Below are 17,996 nucleotides of genomic sequence, written 5' to 3'. Positions count from 1 at the left end.
CCGCAACCACCCGACCAGGCATTCCATCGACATGTTCGCAGCCGTACCCAGTCCGATCCCCGCCCGCATGAAGGGGCTCAACCGCGCGGAAATCTGCGACGTCAATTTCCAGGAGTTCGTGCGTGGCTGGAATGGCCGCGCCGATGCGCGCCCGTCCGCCGACGAAGCTGTCCTCGACGGCAGCGCGCTGGATGCGCGGGGATTCCGCGAACTGTTCGAATCGCAGCTGATCAGCCGCCACCTCGACCTGATGGCACGCGTGCTGCGCGTGCAGAACAAGGTCTTCTACACCATCGGTTCCAGCGGCCATGAGGGCAACGCGATGGTCGCGCGGCTGACGCGCCATACCGATCCGGCGTTCCTGCACTACCGCAGCGGCGGCTTCATGGCGGAGCGCTTCCGCAAGCTGCCCGGCATGGATCCGGTGATGGATTCGGCGCTGTCGTTCGCCGCCAGCCAGGACGACCCGGCCTCGGGCGGGCGCCACAAGGTGTGGGGCAGCAAGCCGTTGTGGGTGCTGCCGCAGACCTCCACGATCGCCTCGCACCTGCCCAAGGCGCTCGGTACCGCGATCGCGATCGAGCATGGCCGCCGCATCGGCCACGCGCTGCCGGTGCCCGACGACAGCATCGTGGTGTGCTCGTTCGGCGACGCGTCCAGCAACCATGCCACCGCGCAGACCGCGTTCAACGCCGCGGCGTGGACGGCCTACCAGAAGCTGCCGGCACCGGTGCTGTTCGTCTGCGAGGACAACGGCATCGGCATTTCGGTGAAGACGCCTGATGGCTGGATCGCGCGCAACTTCGCCAACCGCACCGACCTCGACTACTTCGCCGCCGACGGTCTCGACCTCGCCGCGGGCTACGGCGACGTGCAGCGCGCGGTCGAGCACTGCCGGCGCACCCGCCGGCCGACCTTCCTGCACCTGCGCACGACGCGGATCATGGGCCACGCCGGTACTGATTTCGAGATCGAGTGGCGCTCCATCGAAGAGCTCTGCGCGGTCGAGGCGACCGACCCGCTGCTGCGCTCGGCGGCTATCGCGCTTGAATCCGGGTTGATGACGAAGGACGACGTGCTCGCGCTGTACGAGGCCACGCGCGAGCGCTGCTTCGCCGCTGCCGAGGACGCCGACGGCCGCCCGCGCCTGTCGACGCTGGAGGACGTGGTCGCCCCGCTGGCGCCGTATACCCCCGATGCCGTGCAGGCCGAGGCCGCGCGTGTCGACCACGCCGAGCGCCGCCTGCAGGCGTTCGGTGGCGAGACCAAGCTGCCGGAGAATGCCGGCCCCAAGCATCTGGCGATCCAGATCAACGCCGCGCTGCACGACCTGTTCGCCAAGTACCCGGAAGCACTGCTGTTCGGCGAGGACGTGGCGCAGAAGGGCGGCGTCTACACCGTCACCAAGGGCCTGCAGAAGGCGTTCGGCGCGCGCCGCGTGTTCAACACGCTGCTCGACGAAACCACGATCCTCGGCATGGCCCAGGGCTACGCCAACATGGGCCTGCTGCCGCTGCCGGAGATCCAGTACCTGGCGTACTTCCACAACGCCTGCGACCAGATCCGTGGCGAAGCGGCGAGCCTGCAGTTCTTCTCCAACGGCCAGTACCGCAACCCGATGGTGATGCGCATCGCCTCGCTCGGTTACCAGCGCGGGTTCGGTGGGCATTTCCACAACGACAACTCGATCACCGCGCTGCGCGACATCCCCGGCCTCGTCATCGGCTGTCCGAGCCGCGGCGACGATGCCGCGACGATGCTGCGCACGTTGATGGCGCTGGCCAAGGTGGACGGCCGCGTCTGCGCGCTGCTGGAACCTATCGCGCTGTACATGGCCAAGGACCTGCACGAGCCGGGCGATGGCGGCTGGCTGACGACGTACCCGTCACCGGACGAGGCGATGCCGCTGGGCGAGGAGCGCGTGTACGACGCCGATGCGGCCGATCTCGTTGTCTTCACTTTCGGCAACGGCGTGCCGATGAGCCTGCGCGCCGCGCGCGCGATCGAAGCCGCGCACGGCTGGAAGGTGCGCGTGGTCGACCTGCGCTGGCTGCTGCCCTTGAACGAAGCGGCGATCGCCCGTCATGCCGGCGAGTGCGCACGGATCCTGGTGGTCGACGAGGGCCGTCGCAGCGCCGGGGTAGGCGAGGGGATCATCACCGCGATCGCCGAAGCAGGGCTGGGCCACAAGCCGCTGCGGCGCGTGGTCGGCGCGGATACGTTCACACCGCTGGCGGGCGCGGCGTTCCTGGTGATTCCGTCGGACGACGATATCGTCGCCGCTGCAGCGGAGCTGGCAGCGCAGTAGCAGCCCCCGCTCGGGCGCTTCCAGACCCTTCTCCCGCGTGCGGGAGAAGGTGGCCTGCAGAGCGGGATGAGGGCGCCTGCGTGGCGGCGAACTCTCTCCACACGGGAGAGGGTTCGTCAGACTCAATCCGCGAACTGCACCCGCACTTCCACGCGGCGGTTCGGTGCCAGGCAGTCGCGCAGCGCATCACCGCGTTCGCCTTCGCATTCGGCCACCGGTTCGACGCTGCCACGGCCCACGGCGGTGATGCGGTCGGCCGGGACGCCGTGTTCGACCAGGTACTCGCGCACCGCGTTCGCGCGCTGCTCCGACAGGCGCACGTTCGCGCGGTCGTTGCCGATGCGATCGCTGTGGCCGATCACGTGGACGATCTCGAGCGGACGACTCGCCAGCCGGACTGCGAGGTCATCGAGCGCGGCGCGGCCATCCGCGCTGAAGTCATCGATGCTGGCGCGGCCGAAGGCGAACAGCCCGTCGGCCGAGAGGCGCTCGAGGAACGTGGATGGCAGGTGCGGAACGGGTTCCGGCGCCGGTTCGGGTGCGGGTGCCTGGCTGGCGCAGGCGGCGAGCAACAGCGTGGAAAGCGCCGCGGCGGCGGCGGTCGGTGCGAAGCGCATGGTGGTTCCCCTTCCGTTGGATGCGGTGTCTATACATCGACTGCGTGAAACCGCTATGGCGTCCTGCCCGATGCCCCTGCGGTCCGGGCGCCACAACGATGACCGTGCGCGAATATGGGCCGCGCCGCCCCGCCGGATCAAGCGCGGGGGGTCAGCGCGCCAGGCCGTCCAGCAGCGGCAGGACCTCGGCGGTCGCGCCGCCCACCTGCAATCCGGCCGGCGCCGGGTCCAGCGGCAGCACTGCCAGCGCCTCCGCGCCCTGGCTGCAGACGATGCGACCGCCGCCGCTTGTAGCGGTCACCTCGTCGCCCCCGGAGACCACCGTGGCACCGGTATGCAGCCGGGCGAGGCCGCGCTTCACCTGGCCGAGGAAATGCGTGCGCGCGACGATCTCCTGGCCCGGGTAACAGCCCTTCCTGACGCTGAAGGCGCGCAGGCGGTCGAGTGAGAGCTGTTGCGGCGTCCACTGTTCCAGCTGGGACGGCTCGAGCCGCGGCAGCCCGTGGGCGAGGTCCAGTGCGCGCCAGCGGCCATGGGCGACGGGGTCGATGGTGGCCGGGCCACCGCCCACGCGCAGGGTGCGGGGATCGGCCGTGCCGCCGAGATCGAGTTCGGTCGCGCCTTCCGCATCCACCGCGGCCAACGCGCCGCGGGCGGTAGCGGGTGTTGCGAACGCCCCGGCGACGGTCACATCCGTTTCGGGCGTCAGCGTGACCTTGCTGCGGAACACGAAGCGCTGCAGGCCCGCGATGAATCCCGTGGGATCGGCATCGAGCAGCAGCAGGCGCAGGGTCCCGTCGTCCACGCGCACCAGGGCGAACAGCGCGACCACGCGACCCTTGGGCGTCAGCCAGCCGTTCCACTGCCACTGGCCCGTCGCCAGGCCCGCCACGTCGTTCATGAATTGCGCCTGCGCGAACGCGATCGCGTCGCGTCCGTGCATGCGGATCACGTGGATGTCCGGGATGGCGAAGAAATCGCCAGGGAGGGCGTCCGACTTGTCGTGCATGGGCGTGGGAACTAGAATCCGTGCGGTGAATAACCCGGCCATGATAGGCGAAAGCGTCCCGACCCCGGATCCGGATCCGGCGGCCACGCCCGCCACGGAACCGACGCCCAGGCCGGTGGAAATCGGCGGACGCGACGGGCCCGAACCCACCCGATACGGCGACTGGGAAAAGAACGGCCGCTGTATCGACTTCTGATTCCAGCCACGCGGCACCGCCGCCAGCGAGGAGATTGCCAGCGATGGCGAATCGCGAACGCCCTTTGTCACCCTTCATGCTTGGACAGACGTACCGGTTCCAGCTGACGTCGCTGCTGTCCATCCTGTTCCGCATCGCCGGTATCGGCATCACCGTGGGCGCGTTCGTGTTCGCGTGGTGGCTGCTGGCCGTGGCGCAGGGCGGTGACGCCTACGAGCGCGCGGCGGCGTGCCTGGCCTCGCCGGTCGGGATGGTCGCGCTGTTCCTGTTCTCGCTGGGCATGGTCTACCACCTGCTTGCCGGCATCCGCCATCTGCTGTGGGACGCAGGCTGGGGCTTTGAACTTCCCGAGGTCTACCGTTCCGGCTACGCCGTGGTCGTGCTGACCGTGGTGCTGACGGCAGCGATCTGGTTCGTCGTGCTGTGGGGTGGTGCATGAACGACGTCAAGGCGAATGCGAACGGCGCACCGGTGCGCCGCGACCTCCGCACGCCGCTGGCACGCGCACGCGGCCTCGGGTCGGGCAAATCGGGCACCTCGCATTTCTGGTGGATCCGGGTGACCGCGGTGGTGCTGGCCTTGCTGGTGCCATGGCTGGTCGGCCTGCTGGTGTCGATGATCGGCGCCGACCTCGACAGCGTGCGCGAGACCATCGCGCGGCCGTGGAACGCCATCCTGCTGACGCTGTTCGCGGTGGCCATGTTCTGGCACACCCGGATGGGCCTGCAGACGATCATCGAGGATTACATCCACACGCGTTCGCTCGAGATCGCGCTGCAGTTCCTCGCGATCGTGGTCTGCACGCTCGGCGCGCTGGCCTCGCTGTACGCGATCGCCCGCATCGCGCTCGTATGAATCGATCGCATCCGGAGCCCGCGCAGCGGTAATCCGCAGCGCACGACCGGATGCGATTCCCGCCGGCACCATCGCCCCTCTCCCGCGAGCGGGAGAGGGGATGGGGTGAGGGCAGGGGCCAGGCGCTTGACGCGGTGCCCCGCGCAACCAGAGACCCAGCATGACCTCGACCTACAAGATCACCGAACACAAGTACGACATGGTCGTCGTCGGCGCCGGCGGCGCCGGCCTGCGCGCCACCTTCGGCCTCGCCGCCAAGGGGCTGCAGACCGCCTGCCTGACCAAGGTGTTCCCGACGCGCTCGCACACCGTGGCGGCGCAGGGTGGTATCTCCGCCGCGCTGGGCAACATGGGCGAGGACGACTGGCGCTTCCACTTCTACGACACCATCAAGGGCTCGGACTGGCTGGGCGACCAGGACGCCATCCAGTACATGTGCCGCGAGGCCATCCCCGCGATCATCGAGCTCGAGCACCAGGGCGTGCCGTTCTCGCGCACCGAGGAAGGCAAGATCTACCAGCGCCCGTTCGGCGGCATGACCACGCACTACGGCAAGGGCACCGCGCAGCGCACCTGCGCTGCGGCCGACCGCACCGGCCACGCCATGCTGCACACGCTGTACCAGCAGTCGCTCAAGCATGACGCGCGCTTCTTCATCGAGTACTTCGCGCTCGACCTGATCATGGACGAGGACGGCGCCTGCCGCGGCGTGCTCGCGCTCGACATGGCCGAGGGCACGCTGCACCTGTTCCGCGCCCACGGCGTGGTGCTGGCGACCGGCGGCTACGGCCGCGCGTACTTCTCGGCGACCTCCGCGCACACCTGCACCGGTGATGGCGGCGGCATGGCGCTGCGCGCGGGCCTGGGCCTGCAGGACATGGAGTTCGTGCAGTTCCATCCGACCGGCATCTACGGCGCGGGCTGCCTGATCACCGAGGGCGTGCGCGGCGAAGGCGGCATCCTGCGCAACGCGCAGGGCGAGCGCTTCATGGAGCGCTATGCGCCCAACGCCAAGGACCTCGCCTCGCGCGACGTCGTCAGCCGCTCGATGACCATCGAGATCCGCGAAGGCCGCGGCGTGGGTGCCGACAAGGACCACATCCATCTCGACCTGACCCACCTCGATCCCAACGACATCCACGAGAAGCTGCCCGGCATCGCCGAGAGCGCGCGGATCTTCGCGGGCGTCGACGTGACCCGGCAGCCGATCCCGGTCATCCCCACCGTCCACTACAACATGGGCGGCATCCCGACCAACTACCGCGGCGAAGTCGTCCAGCTCAAGGACGGCAACCCGGATGCGGTGGTGCAGGGGCTGTACGCGATCGGCGAGGCCGCCTGCGTGTCGGTGCACGGTGCCAACCGCCTGGGCTCCAACTCGCTGCTCGACCTGGTCGTGTTCGGCCGCGCGGTGGCCAACCGCTGCGCCGAGACTATCAAGAGCGGCGCCCCGCACAAGCGTCTGGCCGACGATGCCTGCGACCGTTCGCTGGCCAACCTCGACGCCCTGCGCCACGCCACCGGCACCACGCCGACCGCGGAGATCCGCGACCGCATGCAGCGCACCATGCAGATCGATGCCGCGGTGTTCCGCACCGGCGAGACGCTGGCCGAAGGCGTGCAGAAGATCCGCGAGATCCATGCCTCGTTCGCCGACGTCAAGGTCAGCGACCGTTCGCTGGTGTGGAACTCCGACCTGATCGAGACCTTCGAGCTGCAGAACCTGCTCGGCCAGGCGCTGGCGACGATCGTCTCGGCGGAGAACCGCAAGGAGTCGCGCGGCGCGCATGCCCGCGAGGACTTCCCCGACCGCAACGACACCGAGTGGCAGAAGCACACGCTGTGCTGGGTGGACGAGGCCGGCAACACCAGCATCGACTACCGCCCGGTGCACATGTACACGCTCGACGACGAGGTCCAGGTCGTCCCACCCGTCGCCCGCGTCTACTGACCGGGTGGCCGAACGAGGAGCGGGTCCGGTATGGTCATCAGCGATCAGTTCATGATGCTCTGGACGCTCGGCGTCATCGCCGGCGCGCTGGTGTTGCGGATGCTCTACGCGCGCAACGCCCACCTCGCCCAAGTCCTGTTCTGGGTGCTGTTGACGATCTTCGCGACCCCTCTGGGCGCGCTGGTCGTCTACCTGCCGCTCCGTACCGTCCGAGTCCCACAGCTGGCGCCGAAGGCGCCCGCCAATACCGAGATTTGACCGTGGCCGCATTCTCCCTTCCGCAGAACTCGAAGATCCAGCAGGGTCGCCACTTCCCGGCGGCCGGCGCCACGCGCGTGCGGACCTTCAAGGTCTACCGCTGGAACCCGGACGACGGGCGCAACCCGAGCGTCGACACCTACGAGGTCGACCTCGACAGGTGCGGCCCGATGGTTCTCGACGCGCTGATCAAGATCAAGAACGAAGTCGACCCGACGCTCACCTTCCGTCGCTCTTGCCGCGAAGGTATCTGCGGCTCGTGCGCGATGAACATCGACGGCACCAACACGCTGGCCTGCACCAAGGCCATCGACGACTGCGGCAAGGGCAAGGGCGAGGTGCCGGTGTATCCGCTGCCGCATATGCCGGTGGTCAAGGACCTCGTGCCCGACCTCACGCACTTCTACGCCCAGTACGCGTCGATCAAGCCATGGCTGCGCACGCAGAGCGCGCCACCGCCGGACCGCGAGCGCCTGCAGTCCAAGGAAGACCGCGCCAAGCTCGACGGCCTGTACGAGTGCATCCTGTGCGCCTGCTGCAGCACCTCGTGCCCCAGCTACTGGTGGAACGGCGACCGCTACCTCGGCCCGGCGATCCTGCTGCAGGCCTATCGCTGGATCATCGACAGCCGCGACGAGGACACCGGCGCGCGCCTCGACGATCTGGAAGATCCGTTCAAGCTCTACCGCTGCCACACCATCATGAACTGCACGCGGACCTGCCCGAAGGGGCTGAACCCCGCCAAGGCCATCGGCCAGATCAAGCAGTTGATGCTGGCGCGCCACGGTTGATCACTCCGCGCCGGCATCCGCCGGCGCGTTTCGTTTGGGGGCAACGATGGTGACGAGCAACCCGATCCTGTGGCCCGGCCTCGCGCTGGTCGCGCTGACCTTCGCGGTGACCGTGGTGATGTACCGCCGCCGCATCGGCGAGATGGTGCGCGAGCGCATCCATCCGCAGTCCGTCGCGCTGTCGGGACAGCTCGCACAGCGATTGAGCGACAGCCGCGCATCCGACAACTACCGCAACCTGTTCGAACTGCCGGTGCTGTTCTACTTCGGCGTCGCGGTGACATTGGCGACCGGCGTGCGCGACCCGTGGGTGGTGGGGCTGGCGTGGGGCTTCGTCGTCCTGCGCATCGCGCACAGCGCCATCCAGTGCAGCTACAACAAGGTGATGCACCGCTTCCGGGTGTTCCTGCTCGGCACCGCCGTGCTGCTGGCGTTCTGGATCCGCCTCGGCTGGCAGCTCGCACAGGCATGAGCGCGCACGAAGACCCCGAACTCAAGCGCCTGCGCTGGCGCTGCCGCCGTGGCATGCGCGAGCTCGACGTGCTGTTCAACGCCTGGCTCGACCGTGCATGGCCAACCGCGTCCGACGAGGAACGCGGGGTATTCCTACAGCTGATGGACTGCGAGGACGATAGGCTCTGGCGCTGGTTCATGGGCTACGAGGAGGTCCCGGATGCCAGCCTCAGAGGGCTCGTCGAACGCATGCGGTCGCTCCAGGAACAGCGCTGACGGCAGCACCGTCGCCTGGGCGCCTTCGCGCTGGCTGCTGGCCGCGCTATTGCTGCTGACCGCGCTCGCGCCGGTCGCCATCCTCGCCTCGGAAATGCCACGCCTCGCCGCCTGGCCACTTGCGTTGCTTGCTTGCGCGTACGGCCTCAGCGTCGTGCGACGCGAAGCAAACCGGCCGGCACGCACGTTGCATTTCCCCGCCAACGGCCGCGTCGAGGTGGACGGGCAGGGCGTCGACGATTTCGCGCTGCAGTGGCGTGGGCCGCTGGCATTCGCGCGCTGGCGCGATGCCGATGGCCGCGTGGAGCGCATCGCCTGGTGGCCCGACACCCTGCCGCCCGTCGCGCGCCGTGAACTCCGACTGGCCGCACCGGCCACGCACACTGCGCGCAGGGCGCCGTCGATGGCACCATAAGGCTCTTGTGCCGGTGCAGACCGCCGGCGTCCCTCGCGAGCCCCGATGTTCAGACCCCTGTCCGCCTCCATTGGCCTGCGCTACCTGCGCGCCAAACGACGCAACGGCTTCATTTCCTTTATCTCGCTCGCCTCCATCCTCGGCATCGCCATCGGCGTCGCCGCGCTGATCACCACGCTCGCGGTGATGACCGGCTTCCAGCGCGAGATCCGCGACCGCCTGCTGCAGATGTCGGCGCACGCCACCGTCAGCGCCGACAGCGGGACGATGGAGAACTGGCGCTACGCGGTCGACATCGCCGAACGCGATGCACGCGTGGCCGGTGCTGCCCCGTACGTGCAGAGCGAGGCACTGATCGCAGGCCCCAACCGCCAGCCGGCGCTGCTGCAGGGCGTGCTGCCGGAGCAGGAAAGGCACGTGTCGGTGATCGCCGACAAGATGGTCGAGGGTGAGTTTGCATCGCTCGAACCCGGCAGCTTCAACATCATCCTTGGCCGCGAGCTCGCGCTGTGGCTGGGCGTACGCGTGGGCGACCGCGTGGTGGTCACCACCGATTTCCAGACCACGCCGATGGGCGCGGTGCCGCAGCTCAAGCGCTACACCGTGAGTGGCCTGTTCGAGGCTGGCCACCAGCAGTTCGACCGCAACCTCGCGCTGGTCAACATGGCCGACCTGCAGCGCGTGCAGCGGCTCGGCGAGGGCGTCACCGGCGTGCGCCTGCGCCTGCACGACATGAACCAGGCGTGGGATGTAGCCCGCGACCTCGCCATCGCCCTGCAGGGGCCGTACCGGGTAAGCGACTGGAGCCGCGAGAACGCCAACATGTTCCGCGCGCTGCGGCTGGAGAAGACCATGATCGCGATCCTGCTGTCGCTGATCATCGCGATGGGCGCGTTCAACCTGGTGTCGTCGCAGGTGATGCTGGTCACCGACAAGCAGGCCGACATCGCGATCATGCGCACGCTCGGCATGCCGCCCGGTGGCATCCTGCGGGTGTTCATCGTGCAGGGCACGCTGATCGGCGTGATCGGCACCGTGCTCGGCGTGGTCGGCGGCGTGCTGCTCACGCTCAACCTCGAGCACATCCTGCGCGCGATCGAATCCGCGTTCGACGTGGTACTGATCCCGCCCGACGTCTACTACATCACCGGCCTGCCCACCGAGCTGCGCGCCGACGACGTCACCATCATTGCGCTGGTGGCGCTGGCGATGGCCTTCCTTGCCACGATCTACCCGGCATGGCGTGCATCGCGCACCGCCCCGGCGGAGGCGCTGCGTTATGAGTGAGCATCACGATCCCGTGCCCGCCACGTTGAAGCCGCGTCGCGACGAGGCCGTTGCAGCGCAGGGCGACTCCGTCATCCGCGCCGAGGGCCTCGGCAAGACCTACCGCGAAGGCAAGCTCAACACGCCGGTGTTCGACGGCCTGCACCTGGACGTGTACGCCGGCGAGACGGTGGCGATCATCGGTGCCTCCGGCGCCGGCAAGAGCACGCTGCTGCACCTGCTGGGCGGGCTGGACGTGCCCACCGCCGGCGAGGTGTATGTCGACGGCCACCGCATGAGCAGGCTGTCCGACCGCGCCCGCGGCGCGCTGCGCAACCGCGCGCTCGGCTTCGTCTACCAGTTCCACCACCTGCTGCCCGAGTTCACCGCGCTGGAGAACGTGATGCTGCCGGCGCTGCTCACCGGGCAGGCCGTGGATGGCGACAAGCGCGGCAAGCCGCCGACCGTGGCCGAAGTGGAGCCGAAGGCGCGCGAACTGCTGGAATCCGTCGGCCTTGGCCATCGCCTGCAGCACAAGCCCGGCGAACTTTCAGGCGGCGAACGCCAGCGTGCCGCGGTGGCGCGCGCGCTGGTCAACCGCCCGGCCTGCGTCCTCGGGGACGAGCCCACCGGCAATCTCGACGACCGCACTGCCGCCACCGTGTTCGACCTGATGCTCGACCTCAACCGCGCGCAGCGCACCAGCCTGGTGCTGGTGACCCACGACCGCAGCCTCGCCCGTCGGCTGGATCGCGTGCTGGAACTGCACGAAGGCAAGTTGCGGGAAGTGGCACCTTCGTCGGTGTGAAGCACCTTCGGACTGGCTAAAAGCCAGGCTTCTCTTCCGTCCGCTCGGGCAGGATCCGCAGCCTGGCCCTGCGCAAGTCCGCCTGCAGCGTCCGGCTTTCAAGCCCTCCCCTTCAAGGGGAGGGTTGGGTGGGGATGGTGTTCGCGCCATCCCGATCAAGCCGGCCCGCGCCCCGTCGTTGACTCCGCCCACGTCCGGTTGAACAATCGGGCGGTCGTCACGCTTTGGGGAAAGCCGCGACGATCACAGGGACAGGGGACAACTTGGTCAGGACGATCGAAGCCCGGCACCACCGGCACGTTCGAAGCACGTATCAGACCCGGGTCGCGCATGCGCAGGCCCGCGGACTCGCGTGCGCGTTGACGTGCACGACCGGAAACACCACGCAGCAACTACAGGGGAACGGACATGCAACACGATGAAATGGAATACGTAGGGTTCTGGGCCCGGGTCGGCGCGTCGATCATCGACTACATCCTGGTCCTGCTGATCACTCTCCCGCTGCTGCTGGGGATCTACGGCACCGGCTACTTCGCCGATCCGGACGCCCCGATCATCCGCGGCCCGGCCGACTTCGTGATCAGCTGGGTGTTTCCCTTTGCCGCGGTGATCCTGTTCTGGCTGCACAAGCAGGCCACGCCCGGGAAGATGGCGGTCTCCGCCCGCGTGGTGGACGCGAGCACCGGCAATACGCTCTCCGGGGTACAGGCGGTCATCCGCTACGTCGGCTACTTCGTGGCAACGCTGCCGCTCGGGCTCGGCATCATCTGGGTCGCCTTCGACCCGCGTAAACAGGGCTGGCACGACAAGCTGGCCGGCACCGTGGTGATCCGCCCGGCTGGGGATCGGACGGAGGCAGTGCGTTTCGAGCGGTAAGGATTCGAGCGCGCGGCCGTGGCATGACAGTTCAGGCCGAAGTCGCTCTGCGACCCGGCGTAAATCAAGGTGCTCAGACGCTGATGACTCATCAAGAGAAACTGGAACAGATGTATCGGCACATGGCGATGCTCGGCGTCCCAAGGAGCACAGCAGCTCCGCCGGCCTGGCGTCTGCTTTGGCGTCTCGGCGTTGAGTTGCCGCCTCCACTGTTCACTCCTTTCATGCCTGGCGCACTGGCAATGGGGGTGTTCTTTGCGCTGTCGTGGGGCCTGCTCATGTGGATGATTCTCTGGGCACGGCAGGGCATGCCAATCGGCCTCATGGCGGCCACTGCTGTTGCTGCGGGGGCACTGTTCGGTCTAGTGATGGCTGCCTATTTCCGGCATCTGGCCCGAAAGCACAGACTTCCGCCATGGAGGGAGTACACAGGCGCACCGTGATGTGGCCAACGATACGTTGAGCCGAAGCTGCTTCGCGGCCAGGAGTAACCGGAGTGCCAGGTAGCGGTCGAAAGCCTATGGCACGTGTAGCGCTCGCCATGGTTCAGTCGAGTCCAGACCGTACCGCGCGAAGCTGGCCTGGGGATTGAGACGCTGGGAGGGGTAATGACAAGGGTCGCCTTCGGGTTTTTATGGTTCGTCGTATTCCTTGTCGCAGCGATGATCATATTCGGGGTCGTTGTCGCTCCCGATACGTCCGCGCATGGCGACGCAGTGCAGAGCTACGACGCCGGATATGCCGCCGGGTATGAAGTGGGGCGGCGCTACGGCAAGGTCATCCTTCTGGGCGCGCTCACCTTATCCATCGCGGGTACAGTCCTTGGCTGGCTGCCGGGAACAGGCAGGAAGAAATAGACTTCATCAAGCCGGACCCGCCGCGCGGCGGACTCGCGTCTCGCCATAGGCCACGGGAGAACCCATGTTCCTCACTCTGCTGCTCGTAACGCTTGTGCTGGCGGTCGCTGTATCGATCGCTGTCTCGCTGGCGTTCAACCGGCCCATCAGCCGCATCCTCAGTCGCATCATTGCCGACGACATCAGCGCAGCCTGGGTGCGCTATCTCAAGTTCGCCATCCTGGTGGTGGGTGTTTCTTCGGGCGTGCGGATCCACGAGCTCGAGCGCTACATCACGCCGAACCAGTGGCAGGAAGAGCCGCGCATCATCGAGCTGACGTCCGAGCGATGGGTGCTCGAGGTCTACCGCACCATCATCGAGACCCTGCAGGGGATCGCCTGGATGCTGCTGGTGTTCTTCTGCATCGCGCTGGTGGCCTACGTCATCGTTCGCATCTTCGAGTCGCGCAAGGTGGCGGCACCGCCGGCTGCGGATCGATGAGTTGAAGCCGAGCCCGATTCCGGGTCGGCTTGATCCAAGCGTCAGGCTTGCATGAGAGATTCCCGTATCAAGGCGGCAGCACGGCCGCGGTGTTCGCGCAGGCCTGTACTACGTCTTCAAGAAGCCGGCGCAGGCGTAGCAGCACGCGCAGGATCAGACCGCTTCTTCCAGCCACGCGTTCGCGCCTGGCGTCCGCTACTGCCGTAAACCACGGAAACGACATGAGTCCAGTGTTTCGCCGCGCGCTGCCCTATGGCCTCGCCGTTGCGCTGGTGGCGAGCGCCGCCCATCTGGGCTGGGAGTACACCCACGGCGGCGTCGCGAGCCATCATCTGCTGGCCCGGCGCGATTTGCCGGCGGTGTCCAACTGGTGGGGGCTGCTGATCCCTTCCATTGCTGGGGTGGCTCGCTTCGTGGACGGCCATGCGCCGCGCGGCTGTGGACGGCCGGGCGGCGGTCCGGTCGGTTTCCGCCTTCCTGGGCGCCTTGCTGGTGGGCCTGGCGCTGTCCTTCTCCTTCGCCGCGGGTTACGGGTCGCTTGCCAGCGGCATCTTCTTCACCGCATTGGCAGCCGGGCTGTTCCTGCCAACGTACCGGGCGGAGTACGTCTTCGGCTTCGTGCTGGGGATGACGTTCGTGCTCGGCTCGGTGTTGCCGGCCATTGCGGCGTCCGTTGGCGCCGCTATCTCCGCGGCCGCCCATTTCCTGGTACGTCCGGTCATGGCTCGCATTCTTCGCGCGGTCCGGGCCTGAAAGCTCGCCTGGACAGTTTCAACAATGGGGAATACCCGTGAAGTTTGGCTACACCATCGCCTACGTTCCTGATGTCCCGGCGTCACTCGAATTCTTCGAGCGTGCGTTCGGTTTGCAGCGCCGCTTTCTCCACGAGTCGGAGATGTACGGAGAGTTGGAGACCGGTGGTACAGCCTTGGCGTTCGCATCCCATGGGCTGGCAGAGACGAACTTCAGCGGCGGCCATGTGGCTGCCGACACGTCCGGCAGGCCGCTCGGCATCGAGATCGGTCTGGTGACATCCGACGTGCATGCGGCCCATGCGCGGGCGGTGGCGGCAGGCGCTGCGGAGATGGCCGCGCCCAAGGCCAGGCCATGGGGGCAGGTGGTGTCCTACGTGCGGTGTCCGGACGGGCTGCTGGTCGAACTGTGTTCGCCCATGGATGCGTGATGGAGGCAAACGGGCCCAGCCCGTCGCGGCCTTGCACGAACCGCGCTGACGTCTCGCCAACCCGCGGCGCCGAACTTCAACCGCTGCGTGTGACGGCTAGCCCCTGCGCGAGACATGCGGGGAAAGGCGCCGAAGCACCGCCGCCGCTATGAGCAGGGATGGCGCCGCCGAGGCGCCGGCGCCACACGCTCCTTGACAGCCACGCCATCCCGGTCGCAGCGTCGCCATGGGCGACACGCCCGGGGAGGCCGCAGGCGATGCCCATCGAACCGTCCGACCACGATCCTTCCGCGCCCCGTCCGGGCGGACCGCCGGCGAACACGCCCGGAGCCCGGCCCCCACCGATCGAGCGCACCCGCTTCGGCGGCAGCCAGCGCCGGGGGCGCGTGGACGACGACGATGCGCCGGTCTCGCGCAGCGACCTCAGCAAGGGGCCGCAGGAACTGCTGGAACATCGCGCCTCGCGGGTGAACTGGCAGGTGCTGGTGATCTCCGCGCTGGTGATCCTGGCGTTCTCGGTCTGGGCGATCGTGATTCCCGACGAGGCCCGCGTCGCGATGAAGGCGGCGGTCGACTGGATCGCGCTGAACCTCGGCTGGTACTACGTGCTCACGGTCACCCTGGTGATCGGCTTCGTGCTGTGGGTGGCGCTGTCGAAGGAGGGCAACGTGCGCCTCGGCCCGGACCATTCGCGCCCGCAATACGGGCTCACCACCTGGGTGGCGATGCTGTTCGCCGCGGGCGTGGGCATCGACATGCTGTTCTATTCGGTCACCGGCCCGGTGGTGCAGTACCTGTATCCGCCCTCGGGCGACGGCGCCACCGCCGCGGCGATGCAGGATGCCGTGGTGTGGACGATGTTCCACTACGGCGTCGCGGGCTGGGCGATGTATGCGCTGCTGGGCATGGCGATGGGCTACTTCGCCTATCGCTGGGGCATGCCGCTGTCGATCCGCGCCGCGCTGTATCCACTGCTGGGCAAGCGCGTGCGCGGGCCGCTGGGTGATGGCATCAGCATCATCGCGCTGGTCGGCACGGTGTTCGGCGTGGCCACCTCGATGGGCATCGGCGTGGTGCTCCTGAGCGTCGGCTTCTCGCTGATCTTCGGCCTGCCGGCCGGCCTCGGCCTGCAGATCGCGCTGGTGGTGGGCGCCGTGGTGCTGACCATCGCCGCCACCACCTCCGGCGTGGATCGCGGCATCCGCTGGATCGCCGAACTCAACCTGTGGAGCGCGGTGGCGATGATGGTGTACATCCTCGTCACCGGGCAGACCGCGTTCCTGTTGAACGCGCTGGTGGAGAACATCGGCCGCTTCATGATGACGCTGCCGGCGCGCACGCTGCAGACCTTCGCCTACGAGCCCAACGGCGCCGAGTGGATGGGCGGCTGGACGCTGTTCTTCTGGGCATTCTGGCTGGCGTGGGGGCCGTTCGTGGGCGTGTTCCTGGCGCGCATCTCGCGCGGGCGCACGCTGCGCGAGTTCGTCATCGCGGCGATCACCGCGCCGGTGCTGTGCGACTTCATCATCGTGTCGCTGTTCGGCAACTCGGCGCTGTTCCAGGTATTGCAGGGCAACACCAGCTTCGCCGAACTCGCGGTGGCCAGCCCAGAGCAGGGCTGGTATGCGCTGCTGGCGATGTTTCCCGGCGCGATGTTCCTGATCGGCCTGGCCACGCTGTCGGGCCTGCTGTTCTATCTCACCAGTGCCAATTCCGGCGCGATGGTGATGTCCAACTTCTCGGCGTCGATCCCCGACCCTTCGCAGGACGGCCCGAAATGGCTGCGGGTATTCTGGGCCGTGCTGACCGCGGTGCTCACGGTGGCGATGCTGCTGGCCGGCGGCGTCACCACGATGGAGTACGCCACGCTGATCTTCGCGCTGCCGGTCACGGTCATCGCCTACCTGGTGATGGCCTCGTTCCACAAGGTGCTGCGCATGGAGCGCGCCGAACGCGAGGGGCAGGTGCTACACCGTCGCTCGATCGCCCCCATCGGCGGCCACGTGCCGGAGCGTTCGTGGAAGCAGCGGCTGGAACAGATGCGCTCGTACCCGACCCTGGAGCAGGCCGACCGCTTCCTCGACCGTGCCGTGCGGCCCGCGCTGGACGACGTGTCCGCCGAATTCCGCAACCAGGGCTACGACGTGGAGCAGAGCAGCATGACCAACGAGCACGGCATCGCCGAGCCGGTGCTGCGGGTATCGATGGAATCCTTCCGCGCTTTCCATTACCAGGTCGCCGTCGTCGAGGCCCCGGTGCCGATGTTCAGCGGCCGCATGTCGCGCGAGACCGACGTGTATTACCGGCTGGAGGTATTCACCCAGACCGGCTCAGGCGGCTACGACCTGATGGGCCTGACCAAACAGCAGGTGATCGACGACGTGCTGGAGCGTTACGAGGCACACCTGGCATTCCTGACTGTTTCCACCGAGCGAGACACGGCCTCGGTGCTGACGCCCTCGATCCTGCCGGCCGATGAGCTTTCCGCGGTGCCGAGGGATGCGGGGGATGTGCAGGATCTGGGGGAGGAGGGGAAGTAACGTCCCGCGCTGGTTGACTCCGCATTCGCACGATTGAACAATCGGGACGAACGTCACGCTCTGGGGAGAGCTGGCAAGGGAGATGGATGGCAGGGATGGCACAGGGGACGGCGGCGCGAGGGTGGGCGACCGCGAACGCGATTCGTGGGGCAGACACAGCGAAGCGTCACCGGAACGGCCCTAGCGTGTGCGGCCACGCACATGCAAGCGGTGGTGGATAACTCCGGTGCCCTAACACCGGCCTACAGCCGCTTCGAGTCGTAAGTTATTGAAATTCCGAACCCAGCCTCCTTCAAGTTGCCCTCGTGCGCGCGCTTCGAACGATCAGCACCTTGACAAGAGCTCCGCAGTAGCTAAAGGGCTCGTTGCCGTCTGGGTGGAGTGTCATGCACGCGAGCACCCTTTTTCCGAGCAAATAAAGATCGACTTAGATAACCTCATTAAGGCGAATAGTGCGCCCCCGGCGCCCCCTAGACCGGAGGCCATGTCAACACCCAGCAAAGATTTAGCTGACCTTGTAGGCATAGCCTTGACGGCGAGGGAGGGGATAGACGGCATCAACTACGGTTACGAGCCTCATGACCCGATCCTTTGCAAGGACATCATGTCGTCAAAGCTGTATCTGTTCTCGCTTCGACATGAAGGGCGCCGCGTCACGTGTGAGAGGTACGGGTCCGTTGTTGGGCCTAGCAACAGAGTCTTGGACCACTATGGCGTATCGGACGCCGAAGGTCACATAGCTGACCTGTACGTGGACGCGCATGCCGGGAACTCCGCTTCCTCGAGAGCTCCATACGGTTTCACGCTGTCGGATATTCCTTAGTCAGCGGCTGCATTCGATCCAAGGCCCAGTTGC

At 67.5% G+C, this 17,996-nt stretch carries 21 protein-coding genes; 19 read left to right on the top strand and 2 right to left on the bottom strand.

The features are described from left to right. Positions 1 to 31: 31 nt before the first annotated feature. Entirely contained in the window at positions 32 to 2,308 is a 2,277-nt protein-coding gene (locus E5843_RS09670) for a thiamine pyrophosphate-dependent enzyme (RefSeq protein WP_134673773.1), read from the top strand. A 122-nt stretch (positions 2,309 to 2,430) separates the two neighbouring features. On the opposite strand, the gene E5843_RS09665 is transcribed toward E5843_RS09670, so the two are convergent. Beyond that, entirely contained in the window at positions 2,431 to 2,925 is a 495-nt protein-coding gene (locus E5843_RS09665) for an OmpA family protein (RefSeq protein ID WP_134673772.1), read from the bottom strand. Between the two features lie 151 nt (positions 2,926 to 3,076). Next, on the bottom strand, positions 3,077 to 3,934 hold the full coding sequence (gene ygfZ, locus E5843_RS09660) for a CAF17-like 4Fe-4S cluster assembly/insertion protein YgfZ (protein ID WP_136412531.1): 858 nt from the start codon (positions 3,932 to 3,934) through the stop codon (positions 3,077 to 3,079). Here ygfZ and E5843_RS14605 point away from each other — a divergent pair. The 18 genes from E5843_RS14605 to betT all read left to right on the top strand — a co-directional run bounded on the left by E5843_RS14605 (position 3,825) and on the right by betT (position 17,140). Continuing rightward, positions 3,825 to 4,130, top strand: a complete 306-nt coding sequence (locus tag E5843_RS14605; protein WP_425478389.1) for a DUF1674 domain-containing protein — start codon at positions 3,825 to 3,827, stop codon at positions 4,128 to 4,130. The two genes, ygfZ and E5843_RS14605, sit on opposite strands and share 110 nt — an antisense overlap. A gap of 43 nt (positions 4,131 to 4,173) precedes the next feature. Continuing rightward, on the top strand, positions 4,174 to 4,569 hold the full coding sequence (sdhC, locus tag E5843_RS09650) for a succinate dehydrogenase, cytochrome b556 subunit (RefSeq protein WP_134673770.1): 396 nt from the start codon (positions 4,174 to 4,176) through the stop codon (positions 4,567 to 4,569). Further along, positions 4,566 to 4,985 (top strand): succinate dehydrogenase, hydrophobic membrane anchor protein, encoded by a 420-nt coding sequence (sdhD, locus tag E5843_RS09645; protein WP_136412530.1) that lies wholly within the window; start codon positions 4,566 to 4,568, stop codon positions 4,983 to 4,985. Before sdhC ends, sdhD begins: the two co-directional genes overlap by 4 nt. Before the next feature lie 160 nt (positions 4,986 to 5,145). Continuing rightward, complete coding sequence (gene sdhA / locus E5843_RS09640) at positions 5,146 to 6,936, top strand: succinate dehydrogenase flavoprotein subunit (protein ID WP_134673768.1); 1,791 nt, start codon at positions 5,146 to 5,148, stop codon at positions 6,934 to 6,936. A gap of 30 nt (positions 6,937 to 6,966) precedes the next feature. Next, positions 6,967 to 7,194 (top strand): hypothetical protein, encoded by a 228-nt coding sequence (locus tag E5843_RS09635; protein ID WP_141065956.1) that lies wholly within the window; start codon positions 6,967 to 6,969, stop codon positions 7,192 to 7,194. A gap of 2 nt (positions 7,195 to 7,196) precedes the next feature. Continuing rightward, a complete protein-coding gene (locus tag E5843_RS09630) occupies positions 7,197 to 7,985 on the top strand; it encodes a succinate dehydrogenase iron-sulfur subunit (RefSeq protein ID WP_134673766.1) in 789 nt (262 codons plus the stop codon). 46 nt (positions 7,986 to 8,031) lie between these two features. Continuing rightward, on the top strand, positions 8,032 to 8,457 hold the full coding sequence (locus E5843_RS09625; RefSeq protein WP_134673765.1) for an MAPEG family protein: 426 nt from the start codon (positions 8,032 to 8,034) through the stop codon (positions 8,455 to 8,457). Beyond that, a complete protein-coding gene (locus tag E5843_RS09620; protein ID WP_134673764.1) occupies positions 8,454 to 8,714 on the top strand; it encodes an FAD assembly factor SdhE in 261 nt (86 codons plus the stop codon). The genes E5843_RS09625 and E5843_RS09620 overlap by 4 nt, the downstream gene beginning before the upstream one ends. Next, positions 8,659 to 9,129, top strand: a complete 471-nt coding sequence (locus E5843_RS09615; RefSeq protein WP_208002209.1) for a hypothetical protein — start codon at positions 8,659 to 8,661, stop codon at positions 9,127 to 9,129. Before E5843_RS09620 ends, E5843_RS09615 begins: the two co-directional genes overlap by 56 nt. A 45-nt stretch (positions 9,130 to 9,174) precedes the next feature. Continuing rightward, entirely contained in the window at positions 9,175 to 10,416 is a 1,242-nt protein-coding gene (locus E5843_RS09610) for a lipoprotein-releasing ABC transporter permease subunit (protein ID WP_134673763.1), read from the top strand. Beyond that, a complete protein-coding gene (gene lolD / locus E5843_RS09605; RefSeq protein ID WP_136412529.1) occupies positions 10,409 to 11,203 on the top strand; it encodes a lipoprotein-releasing ABC transporter ATP-binding protein LolD in 795 nt (264 codons plus the stop codon). Before E5843_RS09610 ends, lolD begins: the two co-directional genes overlap by 8 nt. 408 nt (positions 11,204 to 11,611) lie before the next feature. Next, positions 11,612 to 12,079: an RDD family protein gene (locus E5843_RS09600; protein ID WP_141065955.1), complete on the top strand. Its 468-nt coding sequence runs from the start codon at positions 11,612 to 11,614 to the stop codon at positions 12,077 to 12,079. 23 nt (positions 12,080 to 12,102) lie between these two features. Next, positions 12,103 to 12,522, top strand: a complete 420-nt coding sequence (locus E5843_RS14600; protein WP_141065954.1) for a DUF6404 family protein — start codon at positions 12,103 to 12,105, stop codon at positions 12,520 to 12,522. A gap of 165 nt (positions 12,523 to 12,687) precedes the next feature. Next, positions 12,688 to 12,936 carry a hypothetical protein gene (locus tag E5843_RS09590; protein WP_136412528.1) on the top strand — a complete coding sequence of 83 codons (249 nt, stop codon included), beginning with the start codon at positions 12,688 to 12,690 and terminating at the stop codon, positions 12,934 to 12,936. A gap of 64 nt (positions 12,937 to 13,000) precedes the next feature. Then, positions 13,001 to 13,417: a hypothetical protein gene (locus E5843_RS09585; protein ID WP_141065953.1), complete on the top strand. Its 417-nt coding sequence runs from the start codon at positions 13,001 to 13,003 to the stop codon at positions 13,415 to 13,417. 423 nt (positions 13,418 to 13,840) lie between these two features. After that, positions 13,841 to 14,170: a hypothetical protein gene (locus E5843_RS09580; protein WP_134673756.1), complete on the top strand. Its 330-nt coding sequence runs from the start codon at positions 13,841 to 13,843 to the stop codon at positions 14,168 to 14,170. Between the two features lie 37 nt (positions 14,171 to 14,207). Then, positions 14,208 to 14,600, top strand: coding sequence for a VOC family protein (locus tag E5843_RS09575; RefSeq protein WP_136412525.1), 393 nt, complete (start codon positions 14,208 to 14,210; stop codon positions 14,598 to 14,600). A 257-nt stretch (positions 14,601 to 14,857) separates the two neighbouring features. Continuing rightward, a complete protein-coding gene (gene betT, locus E5843_RS09570) occupies positions 14,858 to 17,140 on the top strand; it encodes a choline BCCT transporter BetT (protein ID WP_141065952.1) in 2,283 nt (760 codons plus the stop codon). The last annotated feature ends 856 nt before the right edge of the window (positions 17,141 to 17,996 follow it).

The organism is Luteimonas yindakuii (assembly GCF_004803715.2).
GTDB lineage: Bacteria > Pseudomonadota > Gammaproteobacteria > Xanthomonadales > Xanthomonadaceae > Luteimonas > Luteimonas yindakuii.
The sequence above is the reverse complement of the archived record's forward strand: the minus strand, read 5'-3'. Positions and strand labels throughout refer to the sequence as shown.